The organism is Thalassolituus sp. UBA2009 (assembly GCF_002335285.1).
GTDB classification, from domain to species: Bacteria; Pseudomonadota; Gammaproteobacteria; order Pseudomonadales; family Oceanobacteraceae; genus Venatoribacter; species Venatoribacter alkanivorans.
Map to the genome: position 1 here is coordinate 1 of NZ_DDCJ01000021.1, position 18,097 is coordinate 18,097.

At 55.2% G+C, this 18,097-nt stretch carries 17 protein-coding genes; 7 read left to right on the top strand and 10 right to left on the bottom strand.

The window, feature by feature from the left end; translation table 11 throughout:
- Window positions 1–299 precede the first annotated feature (299 nt).
- Window positions 300–1,601 carry a tyrosine--tRNA ligase gene (gene tyrS, locus B3P58_RS02150; RefSeq protein ID WP_286715767.1) on the bottom strand — a complete coding sequence of 434 codons (1,302 nt, stop codon included), beginning with the start codon at window positions 1,599–1,601 and terminating at the stop codon, window positions 300–302.
- Between the two features lie 149 nt (window positions 1,602–1,750).
- Between tyrS and B3P58_RS02155 the strand changes: the two genes are divergently transcribed.
- Together B3P58_RS02155 and B3P58_RS02160 are read left to right on the top strand one after the other, a co-directional pair.
- Window positions 1,751–3,037, top strand: coding sequence for a peptidoglycan DD-metalloendopeptidase family protein (locus tag B3P58_RS02155; RefSeq protein WP_286715769.1), 1,287 nt, complete (start codon window positions 1,751–1,753; stop codon window positions 3,035–3,037).
- Window positions 3,034–4,119, top strand: a complete 1,086-nt coding sequence (locus tag B3P58_RS02160; protein ID WP_286715771.1) for an anhydro-N-acetylmuramic acid kinase — start codon at window positions 3,034–3,036, stop codon at window positions 4,117–4,119. Before B3P58_RS02155 ends, B3P58_RS02160 begins: the two co-directional genes overlap by 4 nt.
- A gap of 13 nt (window positions 4,120–4,132) precedes the next feature.
- Here the strand turns inward: B3P58_RS02160 and B3P58_RS02165 are convergent, their stop codons facing one another.
- The 6 genes from B3P58_RS02165 to argC all read right to left on the bottom strand — a co-directional run bounded on the left by B3P58_RS02165 (window position 4,133) and on the right by argC (window position 8,025).
- The gene (locus tag B3P58_RS02165) at window positions 4,133–4,747 is read right to left on the bottom strand and encodes a FecR family protein (protein ID WP_286715773.1); all 615 of its coding nucleotides are present in this window, start codon (window positions 4,745–4,747) and stop codon (window positions 4,133–4,135) included.
- A 95-nt stretch (window positions 4,748–4,842) separates the two neighbouring features.
- Window positions 4,843–5,376 (bottom strand): DsrE family protein, encoded by a 534-nt coding sequence (locus tag B3P58_RS02170; RefSeq protein WP_145466814.1) that lies wholly within the window; start codon window positions 5,374–5,376, stop codon window positions 4,843–4,845.
- Window positions 5,377–5,389: 13 nt separating this feature from the next.
- A complete protein-coding gene (gene erpA / locus B3P58_RS02175; protein ID WP_145466816.1) occupies window positions 5,390–5,737 on the bottom strand; it encodes an iron-sulfur cluster insertion protein ErpA in 348 nt (115 codons plus the stop codon).
- Window positions 5,738–5,788: 51 nt separating this feature from the next.
- On the bottom strand, window positions 5,789–6,214 hold the full coding sequence (locus B3P58_RS02180) for a bactofilin family protein (protein ID WP_225691482.1): 426 nt from the start codon (window positions 6,212–6,214) through the stop codon (window positions 5,789–5,791).
- An 11-nt stretch (window positions 6,215–6,225) separates the two neighbouring features.
- Window positions 6,226–6,957: a DUF6776 family protein gene (locus B3P58_RS02185; protein ID WP_230331106.1), complete on the bottom strand. Its 732-nt coding sequence runs from the start codon at window positions 6,955–6,957 to the stop codon at window positions 6,226–6,228.
- A gap of 36 nt (window positions 6,958–6,993) precedes the next feature.
- Window positions 6,994–8,025 carry an N-acetyl-gamma-glutamyl-phosphate reductase gene (argC, locus tag B3P58_RS02190; protein WP_145466821.1) on the bottom strand — a complete coding sequence of 344 codons (1,032 nt, stop codon included), beginning with the start codon at window positions 8,023–8,025 and terminating at the stop codon, window positions 6,994–6,996.
- Between the two features lie 139 nt (window positions 8,026–8,164).
- Between argC and B3P58_RS02195 the strand changes: the two genes are divergently transcribed.
- From B3P58_RS02195 to B3P58_RS02210, 4 genes are read left to right on the top strand one after another with little or no spacing between them, the layout of a single operon-like run.
- The gene (locus B3P58_RS02195) at window positions 8,165–9,907 is read left to right on the top strand and encodes a chloride channel protein (RefSeq protein ID WP_286715777.1); all 1,743 of its coding nucleotides are present in this window, start codon (window positions 8,165–8,167) and stop codon (window positions 9,905–9,907) included.
- Window positions 9,907–10,332 (top strand): protoporphyrinogen oxidase HemJ, encoded by a 426-nt coding sequence (gene hemJ, locus B3P58_RS02200; protein ID WP_286715779.1) that lies wholly within the window; start codon window positions 9,907–9,909, stop codon window positions 10,330–10,332. Before B3P58_RS02195 ends, hemJ begins: the two co-directional genes overlap by 1 nt.
- A gap of 22 nt (window positions 10,333–10,354) precedes the next feature.
- Complete coding sequence (gene hemL, locus B3P58_RS02205; RefSeq protein WP_286715781.1) at window positions 10,355–11,650, top strand: glutamate-1-semialdehyde 2,1-aminomutase; 1,296 nt, start codon at window positions 10,355–10,357, stop codon at window positions 11,648–11,650.
- A complete protein-coding gene (locus tag B3P58_RS02210) occupies window positions 11,647–12,228 on the top strand; it encodes a hypothetical protein (RefSeq protein ID WP_286715783.1) in 582 nt (193 codons plus the stop codon). The genes hemL and B3P58_RS02210 overlap by 4 nt, the downstream gene beginning before the upstream one ends.
- A gap of 88 nt (window positions 12,229–12,316) precedes the next feature.
- On the opposite strand, the gene B3P58_RS02215 is transcribed toward B3P58_RS02210, so the two are convergent.
- The 3 genes from B3P58_RS02215 to mrcB form a co-directional block, all read right to left on the bottom strand.
- Window positions 12,317–13,378 carry a hypothetical protein gene (locus B3P58_RS02215; protein ID WP_286715785.1) on the bottom strand — a complete coding sequence of 354 codons (1,062 nt, stop codon included), beginning with the start codon at window positions 13,376–13,378 and terminating at the stop codon, window positions 12,317–12,319.
- A gap of 124 nt (window positions 13,379–13,502) precedes the next feature.
- Entirely contained in the window at window positions 13,503–14,000 is a 498-nt protein-coding gene (locus B3P58_RS02220; RefSeq protein ID WP_286715787.1) for a tetratricopeptide repeat protein, read from the bottom strand.
- Window positions 13,979–16,339 carry a penicillin-binding protein 1B gene (mrcB, locus tag B3P58_RS02225; protein ID WP_286715789.1) on the bottom strand — a complete coding sequence of 787 codons (2,361 nt, stop codon included), beginning with the start codon at window positions 16,337–16,339 and terminating at the stop codon, window positions 13,979–13,981. The genes B3P58_RS02220 and mrcB overlap by 22 nt, the downstream gene beginning before the upstream one ends.
- A 621-nt stretch (window positions 16,340–16,960) precedes the next feature.
- Between mrcB and B3P58_RS02230 the strand changes: the two genes are divergently transcribed.
- Window positions 16,961–18,055 (top strand): polyamine ABC transporter substrate-binding protein, encoded by a 1,095-nt coding sequence (locus B3P58_RS02230; protein WP_286715819.1) that lies wholly within the window; start codon window positions 16,961–16,963, stop codon window positions 18,053–18,055.
- The last annotated feature ends 42 nt before the right edge of the window (window positions 18,056–18,097 follow it).

Here is an 18,097-nt window from a genome sequence, read left to right on the forward strand (position 1 = left end):
AGCGTCTCAGTAAGCACCCACACGTAATTGTCTAAATACATTGTTAAAGAACGTCGCTTCGTTTCTCTCGAAGCGGGCTGCGCATTTTAAAGATTCACTTCTCAATGTCAACCACTTTTTTCCGTCTTTCTGATCGTCAGGCTAAGCCGTGTCGTTCAGAGCGGGGCGCATTATAAAGTCGTTTAACTTTCTGTCAACCCCTTGTTTTTCCTTTGTTTTTCGAACTCTTTCGAATCCGTCTCAACTCAGGAGCGGCGCATTATAGAGATCCCGGATGCGCCGTCAACTCTTTCTTCAAACTATTTTGCAATCTCGAACAGGTGGTACTTTTTCTTGCCGAGTTTAACCAGAAAGAAACGGCCATAAAGTGCCTTTTCCGCACTGAACGCTTCGGCAGTTTTCATGTTGTCTTCCGCACCCTGGGCAACGCCATTAATGAAGATGGCATTGCGGCCCAGGGCATCTTTTACTTCACGGCCGGCTTTAACCATACCGCTGTCGGTAAACAGCGTGGTCATCGGAACCTCAGCCAGACCAGCCAGCTGCAGATCGCTTGATGGCAGACCATCCAGTTTAATTTGTTCCAGCTCGGCTTCTGACAGCTGGGCGATATCACCGGAGAACAGCGCTTCGGTAATACGGCGTGCAGACTGCAGAGCTTCTTCGCCATGTACCAGGCGGGTCACTTCTTCTGCCAGAATTGGCTGCGCTGTTTTACGGCCTTCGATGGTGGCGTCGTGCGCTTCGATTTCAGCAATACGTTCTACTGACATAAAGGTGAAGTAGCGCATGAACTTATACACGTCGGCATCGGCGGTATTCATCCAGAACTGATAGAAGCTGTATGGCGAGGTCTTCGCCGGGTCCAGCCATACGGCGCCGGATTCGGTTTTACCGAATTTAGTGCCGTCGGATTTGGTTACCAGCGGTACGGTCAGGCCAAACGTCTGTGCACCATTCTGACGACGCGCCAGATCAATACCACCAACGATGTTGCCCCACTGATCCGAACCACCAATCTGCAGCGTACAGCCATGACGACGGTTCAGTTCTGCAAAGTCCATCCCCTGCAGCAGTGCGTAGGAAAACTCGGTAAAGGAAATACCGGCGCCTTCACGGTTCAGACGCTGCTGTACCGATTCTTTGTTAATCATGGCGTTAACAGAGAAGTGTTTACCGACATCGCGCAGGAAATCGAGCACGTTCATCTGTCCGGCCCAGTCGAGGTTATTCACCACGGTAGCGGCGTTGTCGATGCCATCAAATTTAATGAACTGACTGACCTGCTGACGGATCTTATCGGCCCAACCGGCAACCACATCGGCGGTGTTCAGCTGACGCTCGGCGGCTTTAAAGCTCGGATCACCAATCAGACCCGTTGCTCCGCCCACCAGTGCAATCGGCTTGTGTCCGGCATTCTGAAAGCGGGTCAATACCAGCAGCGGAACCAGGTGCCCAAGATGCAGACTGTCAGCCGTCGGATCAAAGCCGCAATACAGGGTGATGGAACCAGATTCCAGATGTTTGGTCAGTTCCTCATCCGCCGTCGCCTGATTAATCAGACCGCGTGCTTTTAAGTCGTCTAATAATGCAGCTGTCATGGGAGCACTCTGAATTGTGTCGGTATTAGAAAGGTTGGTGAACATACCTGATCAATGTGCAAAATCAAGTTCGCTGGGTAAAATGCCGGCGAATTGTTTACACTTGTGAAGCATTCAATCATTTACAGAATAAGGACGACCAGATCGCTATGGCCTTGTCGGGACGCCTGCAGTATTTCCCTCTGACTCACTTACTCGGTGTTCTGACCGCTCTGGTTGTGTTGCTGATGTTGTTGTTCTGGCCTCAGGCACCAGAAAAGAATCTGCAACAGACCCGCTATATTATTGAAATGCCGGATACTCCGGCTGAACCAGAGGCTGAAGCAGCACTCAACTGGGAAGAAACCACGGTACGCCCAGGCGATAACCTGTCCATTCTGTTCAGTCGCCACAACCTCAGCGCCGCCGATGTGATTGAAATTGCTGCCGTCGCGCCAAAGGAAGCTATCCAGCTTAAACCCGGCCAGACACTGCACTGGGTGCGCTCGCAGGATAACCATATACAGCAATTCCAGATTGAGTTATCTCCTCTTGCCCGTCATACCTTCGAGCGCACTACCGATGGCAGTCTGAAATACGAACTGGCAGAGCGTCATGCCGATTACCGCCCACGCTTTGTCGGTACCGCCATTGAAAATTCACTGTTTCTTGATGGCTCCCGTGCCGATATTCCCGAACAGATTCTGATTGAACTCGCCGCGATCTTTGGCTGGGATATCGACTTCGCTCTGGATATCCGCCAGGGCGACCGCTTCAGCCTGATTTATGACGAGGTGTTCCTCGACGGTGAAAAAATCGGCAACGGCAATATTCTGATTGCGCGCTTTACCAATCAGGGACGTGAGCTTACGGCCGTGCGCTATGAAGATAAAAACGGCGACGCCAACTACTACACGCCGGAAGGTCAGAGTATGCGCAAAGCCTTTTTGCGTAACCCGATTGATTTCGCCCGAATCAGCTCACGCTTTAACCTGAACCGTAAACATCCCGTACTGAATACCCTGCGCGCCCACAAAGGGACCGACTACGCGGCACCAACCGGCACTCCGATTAAAGCGGCTGGCGACGGTAAAGTTGTGTTCGCCGGGCGCAAAGGTGGTTTTGGTAACTGTGTGATTATCCAGCATGGATCGCGCTATCAAACGTTATATGCACATCTGAGTAAGTTTAACCGCAGCGCCCGGGTTGGCCGCAGCATCAAGCAGGGTCAGGTGATCGGTTATGTCGGCAGCACTGGTCTGGCAACCGGCCCGCACCTGCACTACGAATTCCGTGTTGACGGTGTGCACCGTGATTCATTACGGGTGAAACTGCCAAAGGCTGACTCTATTCCGTCTCAGGAAAAAGCCGCGTTCCGCCAGAAGTCTCAGAGCATGGTTAGCTGGCTGAACAGCTATAACGAAAACGAAGATAACCGTATCGGAGCGTTTCAGTGACCCTTTATATCGGCCTGATGTCCGGCACCAGTGCCGATGGAATGGACGCCGCTCTGGTCGATTTTGCCCAGGGCGCTCCGCGTTTACTGGATGCGCTCTGCCTGCCTTACGATGCCGCTTTCCGCCAGCAGCTGCGCACCCTCGCCGTTGCCTGCGAAGCTAATATCAACAGTATCGCGCTGCTCGAACGCCGTATTGCGGCCTTATCAACTGACGCCGTAATGCAGCTGCTGCAACGCAACAGCCTCAGCGCGGCGGATGTCCGTGCCGTTGGTTCTCATGGCCATACCCTGCGCCACCGCAGTCAGCCGGATGGTTTCAGCTGGCAGCTGGGTGACCCGAGCTGGATTGCCGAGCACACCGGCATTTGCTGCATTGCCGACTTCCGCCGCCGTGATATCGCCGCTGGCGGTCAGGGCGCTCCGCTGGTGCCGGCTTTCCATCAGCATTGTTTTGGCCGCAATGTGCAGGTGCTGAATATCGGCGGTATTGCCAATCTTTCCGTACTGCCAACCGACAGCCAGCCCGACAGCATGATGGGCTTCGACACTGGTCCGGGTAATGCACTGCTGGATGAATGGTGTCAGCAACACTTCGGCTGCCCGCGCGATGACCGCGGCCAGCTTGCGGCCAACGGCAACATCATTAACTATTTGCTGGAAGACTGGCTGAGCCAGCCGTACTTTCAGCTGCCACCGCCAAAAAGTACCGGTCGAGAACTGTTCCGTCTGCAACAGCTGGGCGATCTGAGCCATGAAGATCCACAGGATGTACTGACCACGCTGACAGAACTGACCGTGCAGAGTATCGCACTGGCGATCAGGCAATTTGGTCATTCCACAGGTGAGTTGCTGGTATGTGGTGGCGGTGTACATAACCATTATCTGATGCAGCGCCTGCAACAGGTGTTGCCGCAACTGCAGGTGCAGAGCAGTGCCAAACGCGGCATAGACCCTGACTGGATGGAAGCCATGGCATTCGCCTGGCTGGCGCAACGCACGCTGGAAGGCTTAAGCGGTAATGCGCCGGCCGTTACCGGCGCCAGTGGTGAACGTATTCTGGGCGGGATTTATCCCGCCTGATACGTCGGGCGGCTCAGGGCAGGCTGACGCTGCGAACCGCCCGCTGTACTTTCTCTTCGCCCCACTTCAGGGGTTGGCGTGGTGACTCACCAGCCACTACAGACACACCAAAACCCGGTTCATTAATAAACACCACCCCGGCGTCATTGCGGATTTCCAGTTTATGCTCGCCTTCCAGCATGATGACATCCAGTACATCCGGCTGCAGATAACCACCCCAGAAATCGGTGCCACGGATGCCAATAGTGGCTGCTGGCGTGGTGACCGTCAGCTGCGGATCGGCCTGACGGGTTATTAAGCCGGTAATAAAACGGAAGGCGCCTTCCACAAACTCCAGATGCGCTGAATTGCTGTCACTACCCGCCGCATACTGCCACTCGCTGAGCTGAACGCTGGTGTCGGCTCCGAGGGTAATCACGCTGCCTTCGTTCATTTTCAGCACCAGACGGGCATTGCGGCCAGTGGATACTTTATCCCCCTGCTCTACCGCATCACCGCGCTGCAGCTGTAATTCATTACCTGCACGATACCAACTGACCTCGCCGACACTCACGCTGATCACGCCCACACTTTCGGCCTGTGCTGGCAGAAAAAGTAAGATTAACAAAACAAAAAAGAGGGATTTCATGTCTGGCTCCTGAACGCGGCTGGGGCAATTCCGTCAGCACAACATAGCATCAAGGAGCTGATCGCGCATACCGGTGGCATACGCGGAGGGAAGCATCAGAAGCTGGCGTAGCCTTCGAGTTGCATACGCGTCACTTCTTCTGCACCGTTGGTCACCGGATCAAGAAAAGCCGGCAGGTCTGCAGTTTCGACTTTGTTACGCGCCATCCAGTTCTGGCACACCTTCAGCTCGACAACGTTAAAGGCATCAAGACGGGCCGCCAGATCAACCAGCGCTTTGTTACCGCGATAACTGCTGCGCACGAAGATGGCGATTTCATCGCCGCTCAGTACCAGTCTGACCGGTTCGTTATTGCGATAGTCGACACTGCGGGAGAGTTCTTCAGCGCGGGTCAGTAAGGCCTGCAATTCTTCTGCGGTGTGCAACTTCACCACCGCCTGGATTTTACTGCCGGGCTGTAAGCCCTGCTCACCGGACGGAGCAATACCTTCCTGAGGTAAAACCACGGCATCGGCGACAGCAGGAGAAACCGCATTGGCTGGTTCGTCTTCCGTCAGCGGCACCAGTGCCGCTAAAGCAGGCTGCACCAGCAACAGAGAAGAGAGTAAAACAACGCGGGAAAGGGCCATCGGGCAATCCTTATCAGATGGAGAACGACGATCCACAGCCACAGGTGGATGAAGCGCCGGGGTTATTCACCATAAAGCGTGAACCTTCCAGCCCTTCTTTGTAATCCAGTACCGAGCCAACCAGATAACCGTAACTGAGCGGGTCCACCAGCACACGTACACCGTCCATACTGATCAGCGTATCGTCTTCGGCGCGTTCATCGTCAAAGGTAAACCCATACTGAAAGCCGGAGCAGCCACCGCCGGTAACGAAAACCCTTAAACAGAGTTCGTCGTCTGCCTCTTCCAGCAGCAACTCACGGATTTTCTCCTGTGCTGCCTGGCTGAGTTCGATCGGGCTGGCCTGTTGTACTGCACTCATAATGATTCCGGCTTGCTGAATATCGGCAAATTATCGGTTTTTCCGACTAATTTAGTCAACTTTAACCTCAGGCGTAGCAACCACGGCTACCGGTTCAGGCTTCTTGCGGCTGTCGCCTTTCGCCTGATGGTGCAGCTTGCCGTTCACCTCAGCACCCAGCACCATTTCCATGGCCGGGTAGTAAACGTCACCGGTTACCTGAGCTTTCTTCGCCAGCTCAATGTGTTCACTGGCGTGCACGTCACCGATCACACGGCCATTGATGATGATCTTCGGCGCTGTGATCTGACCTTCCACACGGCCTTTATCACTGATGCGCACCGTAGCACCGCTGCCAGCTTCAGCCAGCAGATTACCTTTGATCACACCATCGATGTGCAGGCCGCCGGTGAACTTCACATCGCCGGTAATTTCAGTTTTAACGGAAATCAGGGTGTCGTAATGAGTGTTGCTGCCCTTGTCTTTACTGCTGAACATTAAGCCTCTCCTTATTGGGGCCAGTCGATGGTTTGTTCGACGCGCTGTGCTTTGCCGCCGGTGGATTGCAGAACTACCTGCACCTGCTGCGGCACGAAACCAGCCGGTAATCTGAGATCACCTGCTACTTCCTGAAAATAACGGAACCTGAACTTTACGCCCAGGTCGGTCACATTACTGTCGAGATCACGTAACGGCAGGATAACTTTTTCCGCGCCCTGCATACCGACAAAATTCACCGCCGCCAGCCCGGAAATATAAGAGCTGTTGTCGGCAACCTGAGTCATCATGATGGAGTAGCGGAAGGTTTCGGCGCCTTCCTGCGGCTGAATCTCAACTTTACTGATGCGCAGGCCTTTATCATTGGCACTCGGTGCCATGATGCCTTTATAGAAAGCCACTTCCTCTTCAAGGGTGGATATCTGCGCTTTCAGCTCTTTAACCGTCTGGCGGATACCTTCGGTGGCCTTACGGTCAACCTGGCCACCTTTCTCCAGAACACCCACACGCTGGGTCAGATTGGTAATGGTACGCTCGGCATCCTGCAGCGCCGACTGTAACGTATCACGGGCGGTGGTCAGCTGCTGAATGCTGCTCATGCTGTCATAAACACCACCAAAGTAACCACCAACACCCACTGCCACAACAAACAGCACCATATAGAGGGTGCGACGGAAGCGCTCCCACGGCCGGTACTGTCGAATAATCAGCTGATCCTGTTGGCTACCTTTTACTACCGCCATGCGTGTGTCCTTATTGATCCATGTGTTTAAAACGTATCAGGGCAACAGGGCAACCTGTTTCAGGCCGGCATCTTCGGCCAGACCAAACATGATGTTCATGTTCTGTACCGCCTGACCCGACGCGCCCTTAACCAGGTTGTCGATGACCGACAACACGATCACCTGACCGGTATGGGCGTGATGATGAACGGCAATACGACAGACGTTGCTGCCTTTCACGCTGCGTGTTGCAGGGTGACTGCCAGCCGGCATAACGTCAACGAAGGGTTCGTTAGCGTAACGTGCTTCGTACAACGCCTGCAGATCTTCTGCCAGCCCCGGAGCCTGAGCATAGAGTGTAGAATGAATTCCACGGATCATCGGCGTCAGATGCGGAACAAAGGTAAGGTTGACCGCTTTACCCGCGGCGCGTTCCATACCCTGACGGATTTCCGGTAAATGACGGTGCCCTTTAACCGCATAGGCCATCATCGATTCGCTGGCTTCGCACAACAGCGAGCCCACGCTGGCACCACGACCGGCACCGCTGACACCGGATTTACAGTCGGCAATCAGCATCTGCTCAGGTAACAGGTTATTTTCCAGCAGCGGCAGGAAACCCAGCTGTACCGAGGTTGGGTAACAGCCCGGCACCGCAATCAGACGCGCTTCTTTAATTTGTGCGCGGTTTACTTCCGGCAGACCATATACCGCCTGCGGCAGAATGCCTTTGGCACCATGTGGCTGGCCGTACCATTTTTCCCACTCAACCGCGTCCTGCAGACGGAAGTCAGCGGACAGGTCGATCACGCGGGCGCCGGTATTCAGAATTTCTTCCGCCAGCGAGTGCGCAACACCGTGTGGCGTGGCAAAAAACACCACATCGCACTCACCCAGCGTCTGTACATCGGGTACGCTGAAGCGCAGATCGGTATGACCACGCAGGTTGGGGAACATATCAGCCACCGGCAGGCCATCTTCACTGCGCGAGGTGATCACCTTCAGCTCAACGTCCGGATGGTTTACCAGAATTCTGAGCAGTTCTACACCGGTGTATCCGGTGCCACCAACGATACCGACTTTAATCACGCCAAACCTCGTATGTCAGAAGACCGCCCCGCAAAAACGGGGAGCGGTTAAATACAGAAAGGCAGGTATAATACTGATTCTTGTCCCCCGTTGACACCACGCCGGTAAGCCCATTACCGGATAAGGATGCCGGTTTACCGTGAAGCGCCTCAGACAACAGTGGCTCAGCCTGATTTCTTTGTCAGATAACCAGATCGGTCTGGCGTTACTCTCCCTGCTGGCGGGCCTGGCCAGTGCGCTGGTGATCACCCTGTTCCGCCTGGCGATTGAATTTCCCTTTGCCACTCTGCTGCCGGTTGCCAACTCCGACGACTTCGAGAACCTCAGCGAAACTGCCCGTATCGCTCTGTTGTGTGGTGGCAGCCTGCTGCTGATCGTTATTTTTTACCTGGTTAAACCCGAGCGCCGCGGCGTTGGCGTAACCCATGTGCTGCAACGGATGGAATCGCATCAGGGTTATCTGCCGCAGTCGAATATTGTGCTGCAGTGGTTTGCCGCGGTGATCGCCATTATCAGCGGTCATAGTGTGGGGCGCGAAGGGCCGGCCATTCATCTTGGTGCCGGTACCGCCAGCCAGATTGGCCAGAGCGTTGGCCTGGCGCATCACCGCCTGCGGATTATTGCCGGGGCCGGTGTCGCCAGTGCGATTTCGGCGTCGTTTAACACACCAATGGCGGGCGTCATCTTCGCTATGGAAGTGGTGCTGCTGGAATACAACATCCGTGGTTTTATTCCGATTATTCTCGCCTCGGTCGCCGGTGCCATTGTCAGCGAAGCGGTATTTGGTGCGCAGACTGCCTTTGCCGTGCCCGGCGTTGATATGAATTCACTGCTGGAAATTCCTTACATTCTTGCCCTCGGCATTATTGGCGGCATCGTCGCCAGCGGTTTTATTCTGCTGGTACGGTTTTTTCAGCGCCTGAATCCTCTGCCGCTGTGGCTTAAGTGGGGCGGACTGACCGCCGTTACCGTGGCGATCAGCCTGTACCTGCCGCAGGTAATGGGTATCGGCTACGACACGGTGAACGATGCCCTGGCCGGCAAGGTGGTGATGGGAACCCTGTTTGGCTTACTGCTGGCCAAACTAGTGCTGGCCGCCTGGGCCGCCGCTGTGGGTTTTCCCGCCGGTTTAATCGGCCCGACCTTATTTATCGGTGCCGCATTGGGTGGCCTACTGGGCCAGTTATCCGCCTGGTGGCTGCCGCAGTATCCGGTGTCTGTCGGTTTTTATGCATTATTGGGTATGGCCGCCTTAATGGGCGCGGTATTACGCGCGCCGCTGGCGGCATTGGTGGCGCTGCTGGAGTTAAGCGCCAACCCGAACATTATTATGCCCGGCATGCTGACCATCGTGATTGCCAGTCTGGTGGTGAGTGAAATCTTCCGTCTGCCATCAGTCTTTGAGGTGCAGCTCGGCGGCGGCCACAATTATCAGCAGCCCGACCCGGTGCAGCAGATGTTGCGCAATACCTGGGTGGCCGAAGCGATGGAACAATCTTTTGTCTCCGCCTCGCGCCAGCTGTCACCGGAAGCCGCCGGATTTATCCTGCAACGCGAACCGGAGTGGCTGTTACTGGAAGAAGAGAACGTTATTCTACCGCCAGCCGCAGTGGCCGAGGCACTGAGCCTGCGTAAAGAACAGGAAGAAGAAAACGGTGAGCGCAACGATGATGATATTGATCTGATTGCCATCCCTGCTGACCGTCAGCAGGTTGAGCGTATTTCGCTTAAAGCCAATCTGCAGGATGCCTTAGACCTGATGCAGCAGCATCACTTACAATGGCTGGCCGTTTACCGCGATGACCAGTCCAGCCGCTGTGTTGGTATTGTCTCGCGCACACACATTGAACACTTCTATCACTACCAGCCAAGAGGCCGTTGATGCTCTGGGTAAAAGCCTTTCACATTGTTGCCGTCGTCACCTGGTTTGCCGCCATTTTTTATCTGCCACGTCTGTTTGTTTATCACGCCAGCGCCGAAGATCAGGTATCGCGTGAGCGTTTTAAAATCATGGAACGTAAGCTGTATCGCGGCATTATGACGCCGTCGATGATTGTGGTACTGGCTCTGGGCGCCTGGCTGCTGACGTTTAATCCGCGCTACTACTTTATCGACAGCCACTGGATGCACGCCAAGCTGACGCTGGTTGCCCTGCTGGGGATTTACCATTTTTACTGTGGCCACTTATTAAAAGTATTCCGCGACGATAACAACCAGCGCAGCCATGTGTTCTACCGCTGGTTTAACGAAATTCCCGTATTTATGCTGATCGCCATTGTTATTCTGGTGGTCGTGCGTCCGTTTTAACTTCTTGTAAAAAGAGAGTGCTATGAGCTATTCCATCGCCCAGTCCGAAGCCCTGTTTGCCGCCGCACAAAAACACATTCCCGGCGGAGTTAATTCACCGGTGCGTGCATTTAAAGGCGTGGGCGGCACCCCGATTTTCTTCGATCATGCCAAAGGCGCCTATGTGTTTGACGCCGACGGCAACCGCTATATCGATTACGTGGGCAGCTGGGGGCCGATGATTCTCGGCCACAGCGCCGATGAAATTCTCGACGCCGTACGCGCCCGTATGGATAAAGGCCTGAGCTTTGGCGCACCGACCCATATCGAAATCGAAATGGCCGAAGAAGTATGCAAACTGATTCCATCCATGGATATGGTGCGTATGGTGAACTCCGGCACCGAAGCCACCATGAGTGCGATTCGTCTGGCGCGTGGTTTTACCGGCCGCGATAAGCTGGTGAAATTTGAAGGTTGCTACCACGGCCACGCCGATTCACTGCTGGTAAAAGCCGGCTCCGGCATGCTGACCTTAGGAGTACCGACCTCTCCGGGCGTACCGGCCGCCGTGGCCGCCAACACCATCACCCTCGACTACAACAATCTCGACAGCGTCAAAGAATGCTTCGCTCAAATGGGTGACGAAATTGCCAGTGTGATCATCGAGCCGGTAGCCGGCAATATGAACTGCATTCCGCCAAGCAAATCCTTCCTGCAGGGTCTGCGTGAGCTGTGCACCGTGCACGGCGTGGTGCTGATTTTTGATGAAGTCATGAGTGGTTTCCGCGCAGCACTGGGCGGCGCTCAGGAATATTACGGCATCGTGCCGGACATGACCTGTCTGGGCAAAGTCATTGGCGGAGGTCTGCCGGTGGGTGCCTTTGGTGGTAAGCGCGAAATTATGGAATATCTGGCACCGCTGGGCCCTGTCTATCAGGCCGGTACACTGTCGGGTAATCCGCTGGCGATGGCTGCCGGTTTAGCCATGCTGAAAGCCATTCAGAAGCCAGGTTTCTACGACCAGCTGAACGCCCGCGTGCAATTATTACTGAACGGCCTGCAGGCAGCCGCCGATGCGCACAATATTCCGTTTACCCACAACAGCGCCGGCTCTATGTTTGGTTTCTTCTTTACTGAGCTGAAAGAAGTAAACACCTTCCGCGACGTGGCCGATCACTGTGATGGTGCGCGCTTTAATCAGTTCTTCCACGGCATGCTGAAAGAAGGCGTTTACCTGGCACCAAGTTCTTTCGAAGCCGGTTTTATGTCCATCGCCCACAGCGAGCAGGATATTCTGGAAACCATCGCCGCCGCCGATCGGGTAATGGCAACGCTGTGATGGATCCGTTATTTGCCGCATTAATGCTGTTGCTGGTCAGCGTCTGGCTGTGTCTGCAACAGCGCCCGAACCAGCAACAGCCAAATGACGGAACAAAAGCAGAATGGCGCGGCGAATCGGCCGCGCGTTTTGCTGCGGGCCTGTTGCTGCTCGGTGCGGCAGCCGCCGAACTGTTTCAGCTGCCGCCCAACGCCACATTATTACTGCAACAGCTGAGCCTGTACGCTGCCCTGCCGTTATTGATTATTGTGCTCGGCGCTCAGGCGCTGGGGTATCAGTGGTCCCGCATGATCTGGGGACGGGTACTGCTGGCATTATGTGTGGTGTTTGAACTCTGCCGCCGTAATAACCAGCTCGATGCGTTGCTGATTACCATTGCTGCGGCAGCCGTAATCGCCCTGCTGCTGGCGCTGTGGAAACTGGCAAAAATCCGTATCTGGCTGGCCGCGCAACTGATCATGGCCTGCGGCGCACTGGCCTGGATATCAGCCAGTCAGAATCAGCCGGAGCCGCTGTTATTCTGGTTAAGTATGATCAGCATCAGTGTGATGCCGATATGGGCGGAGCGGTTGCGCTGATCGGTCTGTTCAAAAAAAGAGGAGGGAATTTTTCCCTTCTCCCCATCTGAGCCAGAATTAACAACATGAATTACCACAAGCCGGTGCTTTACCAGAACTCATCAACAACCGGATTCTGATTTACCGGCAATACAGGTTCTGATTTCACCCGCAGCTCACTCTGACTCCCCAGTAAAGACAACGTTATTTCGGTATCGCCCTGAGCATAGCCCTGATAAGTGGCGTTCATTTTCATATCAACACCCAGCGACTGAACCTGATTAAGCACAGTCTCGAGCCCGCGGCTCTGATTGTTCATCTGACCTTGTCCGGCCACTTTCGCCATACTCATCAGGTACTGATTGATCTGATCCATGTATTTGGCATCGTCTGCGGAAAGAGGCTTACCGGATGAATACTGAATCGCGAGGCTTCGGTAATCCGATTCTGACTCCGGTTTTGTTCTCCGCCATATTTCAACCCGTGCTTCAAATTCCTCAAACGTTTCCAAAGCACCCATAGAAATACTGCCTGGTTTACCAACCAGCAGCTCTTCCTTGTATGAGAAATCGAGATTGATGCGGTTGCCACTCGGCAGAGTCAGGGACGCAGATGCGTTAAATTCGTTGGTGACAATGCCGCCCCCTTTGGAAGCGTCATTAGGGCGGGGGCCGTAAGTAACCTCATCCTGCCTGTACATCATCGAAGGTGAATATTCCGCGACTCCGTATTCCAGCTTCATACTGCCCGAAGCCTGACCTGCACTGAACAGCGCCAGATCATGGCCGGGGTTCAGCTTGCCGCTGATAAGGTCGGCATTAACCTGACGGGCTTTCTCATCATCGGCCAAACCCTGAGCATTGGAAATTTCCATATAGTGCAGCGACTGATCGGAGGTGAAATCCACGACGTTCTTGTTGTCATCCAGCAGATTGATCTGACTGCCGGAACCCGCGCCATTCTGCTGGTAACCGACGTAGCGCTGAGCATCCTGCCAGACCTGCAGAGACACCTGCGTCGTTGGCGCCGCAACACTGATACCGCCATGGTGAGTAACCAGATTTTCAAGGGGATAAGGCTCAACCGGGCCATTCGCCTGGCTGTCGGCCTGCTGACTGGCCGGAAGATTTGCTGCCTGCATGACAGCCGATAACGGAGTGGTAATGCCCATGCGAGTCGTCCTTACTCTGCGGCTTTAACCTGTTATCGGCATCCGCTCCGGATGTTTAGGCACAGCATGAGCTTATAACGCGACATTACCAACAACTGACATAACTGACAGTATGCTTTTACTGCTACCCCAACGCCGCCTGCCGTCTGAGGTTATCCGCCTCGGCACCACGCCCCTGCGCATCCAGCGCTTCGGCCATTAATAAGCGCAGGCGCCGGGTTAATTCCCTGTCGCCACCGGCAAATACCAGCGCGCGCTGCAGTAACTGTTCGGCACGCACAGCATCGCCCATCTGCAGGCTGACCCAGGCCTGACGATAAAACACCGCCGGGTTACGCGGTTGAATCTGGCGCGCCTGATCAAGGTAAGTCATGGCTTTACGCCACAGCTGTTGCTGGCGTGCCTGTTCGGCTTTGGCAAACAAACTGGCAACCGCCGGGTGATGTTCGCCCTGACTGAGCGAGGCCAGCATACCGTCCTGCCACTGCGGCAGATCGTCGGCCGTTGCCTGTTGCTGTTCCGGTTTTGGCGGCAGCGGCGTACAGCCGCTCAGCCCAGCCAGTAACAGCAACAAGAACAACAGAGGAAGCGATACACCTCTCAGAACAACCAGTCGAACCACGATTTTTTCTCCTCAGGCGCCGGTTCAGGCTGAAGCGGCTGACAGTCAGGCAGCGAAGCCGGTAAACGGCTGCTGATAAAAGGATAAAGCGTACCACGGCAACCACCGCCCACCAGTTCGCCACGTTCATTGACTGCCGCAGAACGTAACGCCGAGGCTGGCAACAATGGTTCGCTACCCACCGTGCGGAAGGTATCGAGCCAGATTGGCAGCGCGGCGCTGGAACCGGCGAAAGGCATCGGCTGGTTATCGTCGCGTCCGACCCAGATAATGCCGAGATAGCGGTTATCGAAACCGGCAAACCAGGCGTCGCGCTGGTCATCACTGGTACCGGTTTTCGCCGCCAGCGGGCCGTTCAGCACCTGGGTTAAACGCCGTGCGGTACCGCGTTCGGCCACCTGTTCCATGCCATAACGCAGCCACTGCATCAGCGCCGGATCAAAGGCCTGCTCGCCACGCAGCGCATAGGATGACAGGGTTTGTCCCTGTGCGGTGGTGACCGCTTCAATGGAACGCAACGGCATCACAAAGCCCTGCGAGGCGATGGTCTGATACATGCCAGCGACTTCATAGGGCGACAGCGAAATAGCCCCCAACAGCATCGACGGATACGGTGGTACCTCGGCCTGCAGGCCCAGTTTATGGAAGGTGGCGGCAACATTGCTCAGCCCCACTTTCATGCCCAGACGGGCGGTGGCCTGATTCAGCGACAGCGCCAGACCATCGACCATCGGCACTACGCCGTGGGAGCGGTGATCGTAATTCTGCGGCTGCCATAACTGGCCGCCGGGGCCGGATACCGACACCGGTTTATCTTCCAGCGGCGTGCCCCAGTGGTAACGACCACTCTGCAGCGCGGTTAAATACACCACCGGTTTGGCCAGCGAGCCGATGGCACGCTTGGCGGCCAGAGCGCGGTTGAAACCAAAGAATTCTGCCTGACGCGAGCCCAGCAACGCCCGCACTTCGCCGCCATCAACGCTGGTAATCACCGCTGCGGTTTCGAGCTGACCTTTGAGTTTGGCCGAGCGGCTTTCCAGCTGCGTCAGCTGACGTTCGGCCGCCTGCTCTACCGCATGCTGTGCCCAGGGGTCGAGGGTGGTGAAGATATGCAGACCTTCGCTTTGCAGATCTTCCAGCCGGTAATCACGCTGCAGCTGGGCTTTGGCCAGTTCAAGGAAGGCCGGATATTCACGCTGACCGGCGCGGCGCGAATCGGCGGTCACCAGTGGCTGACCCTGCGCCAGAATGCGCTGGGCATCGGAAATAATGCCGTTCTCGGCCATTAATCCCAGTATCAGGTCGCGGCGCTGTTTCGAGCGTTCCGGATTGCGGCGCGGGTTATAATAAGACGCACCTTTTACCAGCCCGACCAGCGTGGCGATTTCGGCGGTACTCAGTTCCTGCACCTGTTTACCGAAATAAAAACGCGAGGCCAGACCAAAGCCATGAATCGCCCGGCGTCCGGCCTGCCCTAAATACACTTCATTTAAATAGGCCTGCAGAATCTGCTCTTTGCTGTAATGCAGCTCCAGCAGCAGTGCCATTAAGGCTTCCTGAACTTTACGCGCCAAAGTGCGCTCGCTGGTTAAAAAGAAATTCTTCACCAGCTGCTGGGTCAGGGTCGAGCCCCCCTGCACAAAACCACCGGCTTTGACGTTGGCCAGCATGGCGCGGGCAATACCGCGCAGCGATACACCCCAATGATCGAAGAAGGCTTTGTCTTCGGTAACGATCAGCGCGGCGACCAGGGCCGGCGGAATCTGCTCCAGTTTAACCAGTTCACGGTCTTCGTTATGAGCCGGGAAAATACCGCCGATGTATTGGGGTTCCAGCCGCACCAGCGCCTGGTCGTCGCCGTCTTCAACAATGTTGCTGACCCGTCCCTGAGCGAATTCCAGCCGCAGCTTGCGCGCCGGTTCCTGACCGTCCCAGAACGGAAAAGCACGGCGATAAACCACCCAGTCATCGCCATCGCGGTAATAACTGCCCGGACGCACCGCCCCGGCCTGTTCACGGTAATCGGCCCATTCCAGTTCGGCTTTTAATTGCTCCGGGCTGAGCAGCAGCCCCGGATACAATGCCAGCGGCCGGGCAAACACCTTGGCCGGCAGTGTCCATTTATTACCATCGAACTTGGCCCGCACCTGAGCATCCAGATACACCAGCCCGGCCAGCGTCAGTACCAGCCCCACCACCATCAGGCGCAGCAGCCACACCAGCCAACGCGGCCAGGCTTTGGCTTGATTCCGGGCCGCCGGACGGCGGGAAGCTGAACGCTTGGCAGAGGGGGAACGGGACGTCTTTTTACCGTTACGGGAAACCATCAGAACCTTCACTTTTTATCGTTGGCGGCATCATAACAGGCCACTGTTTACCCGCCTAACAGCAACCCGCTCTACAGCCATAACTACAAACAGGTGGATATCAGAGCACCGGATGACAGAAACCGGCGGTCTGCGAACCTGTCATTCTGAACAGCAAAGATGACGAGCGCACGACAGCTACGCGCGGTATAAGCCTGCTCCCTGACATCATCATAAATAACAATGAGGACAGTTAAGTGCCGAATCGCGGACACAGGGCCTGCATTTATGGCGCTCTGCCGTACGCTGCTGCAAGGCCTGCGGTTGCAGCTGCGGCGCGGGTTTCCGCCGCCGTTGGCAGGCATAAAGCGACCGTCATTTGAACAAGAGATATTAATCGTGACAATCCAATCTATTATCTGTATTTTTTGCGGAATATTGCCATTATGGCGCGCAGCAGCAGGGCGACGAATATGGCGATCTGTCTATGCAAACTGGCACTAAGAAATGGCGTACTCTTACCTCGGGCTTCGGTCTGCAGGTGGCATTAAGATACTCCCGAATTTCTTATGAGACCGGATAAACCGCTGAAGGTTTATCTGTTTTATTGGCTTCCCTCACGGGGAACGGAGCTGGAGAACTGGCTTAATGAAAATGCGTTTATTGGGTATTGGTTCCATGGCAGCCGCACTGATGGCAACTGCTGTTACTGCATCTGCTCAGGAAGAACTGCATATTTATAACTGGTCTGATTATATCGCCGAAGACACCATCGCCAATTTTGAAAAGGCGTCCAGTATCAAGGTGACCTATGACGTATACGACTCCAACGAAGTTCTGGAAGCCAAACTGCTGGCTGGCCGCAGCGGCTATGATCTGGCCTTCCCGACCGCACGCCCGTTTGCCGACCGTCTGATCCGCGCCAAGCTGTATCAGCCTTATGACAAGAGCAAGCTGAGCAACTACGGCAATCTGGATAAAGTCATCCTGAAATCCCTGAGCGATATCGACCCGGGCAACCAGTATCTGGTGCCTTATATGTGGGGTACTACCGGTATTGCTTATAACGTCGACAAAGTAAAAGCGATCCTGGGCGACGATATGCCACTGGACAGCTGGAAGCTGGTATTCGACCCGGAAATCAGCAAGAAGCTGTCAGCCTGTGGTGTTGCCCTGATGGACGACCCGACGGAAGTATTCGTTGCTGCCCGCGCTTATCTGGGCAAACCAACCGACGACTTCAGCAAGAAAGCCATTCAGGAAGCGGCCGATGTCATCGCCGGAGTACGCGCCAACATCCGTTACTTCCACAGCTCACAGACCATTAACGATATGGCCAACGGCGATATCTGTGTGGCTCACGGTTACTCCGGCGATATGCTGCAGGCTCAGGCCCGCGCTGCCGAAGCAGCCAACGGCGTAAACGTTGAATACATCGTACCAAGCGAAGGCGCTGTGGTATGGACCGACGTTGCCGTAATTCCGGCCGACGCACCAAACCCGGCCGCAGCACATAAGTTCATCAACTACCTGCTGCAGCCGGAAGTGATTGCGCCTATTTCCAACTATGTGGCTTATGCCAACGCCAACGCCAAAGCCACTCCGCTGGTTGATGCCGAAGTGCGTAACAACCCTGGCATTTATCCGCCGGCTGCTACCCAGGAAAAACTGGTAGTGCTGAAAACGCCGACCGATAAAGAAGCACGTAATATGTCCCGTATGTGGACGCGGGCGAAAACCGGTAAATAATTCGCTGTTCACCGGATTACGCCGACCAGAACCTCGCAACGT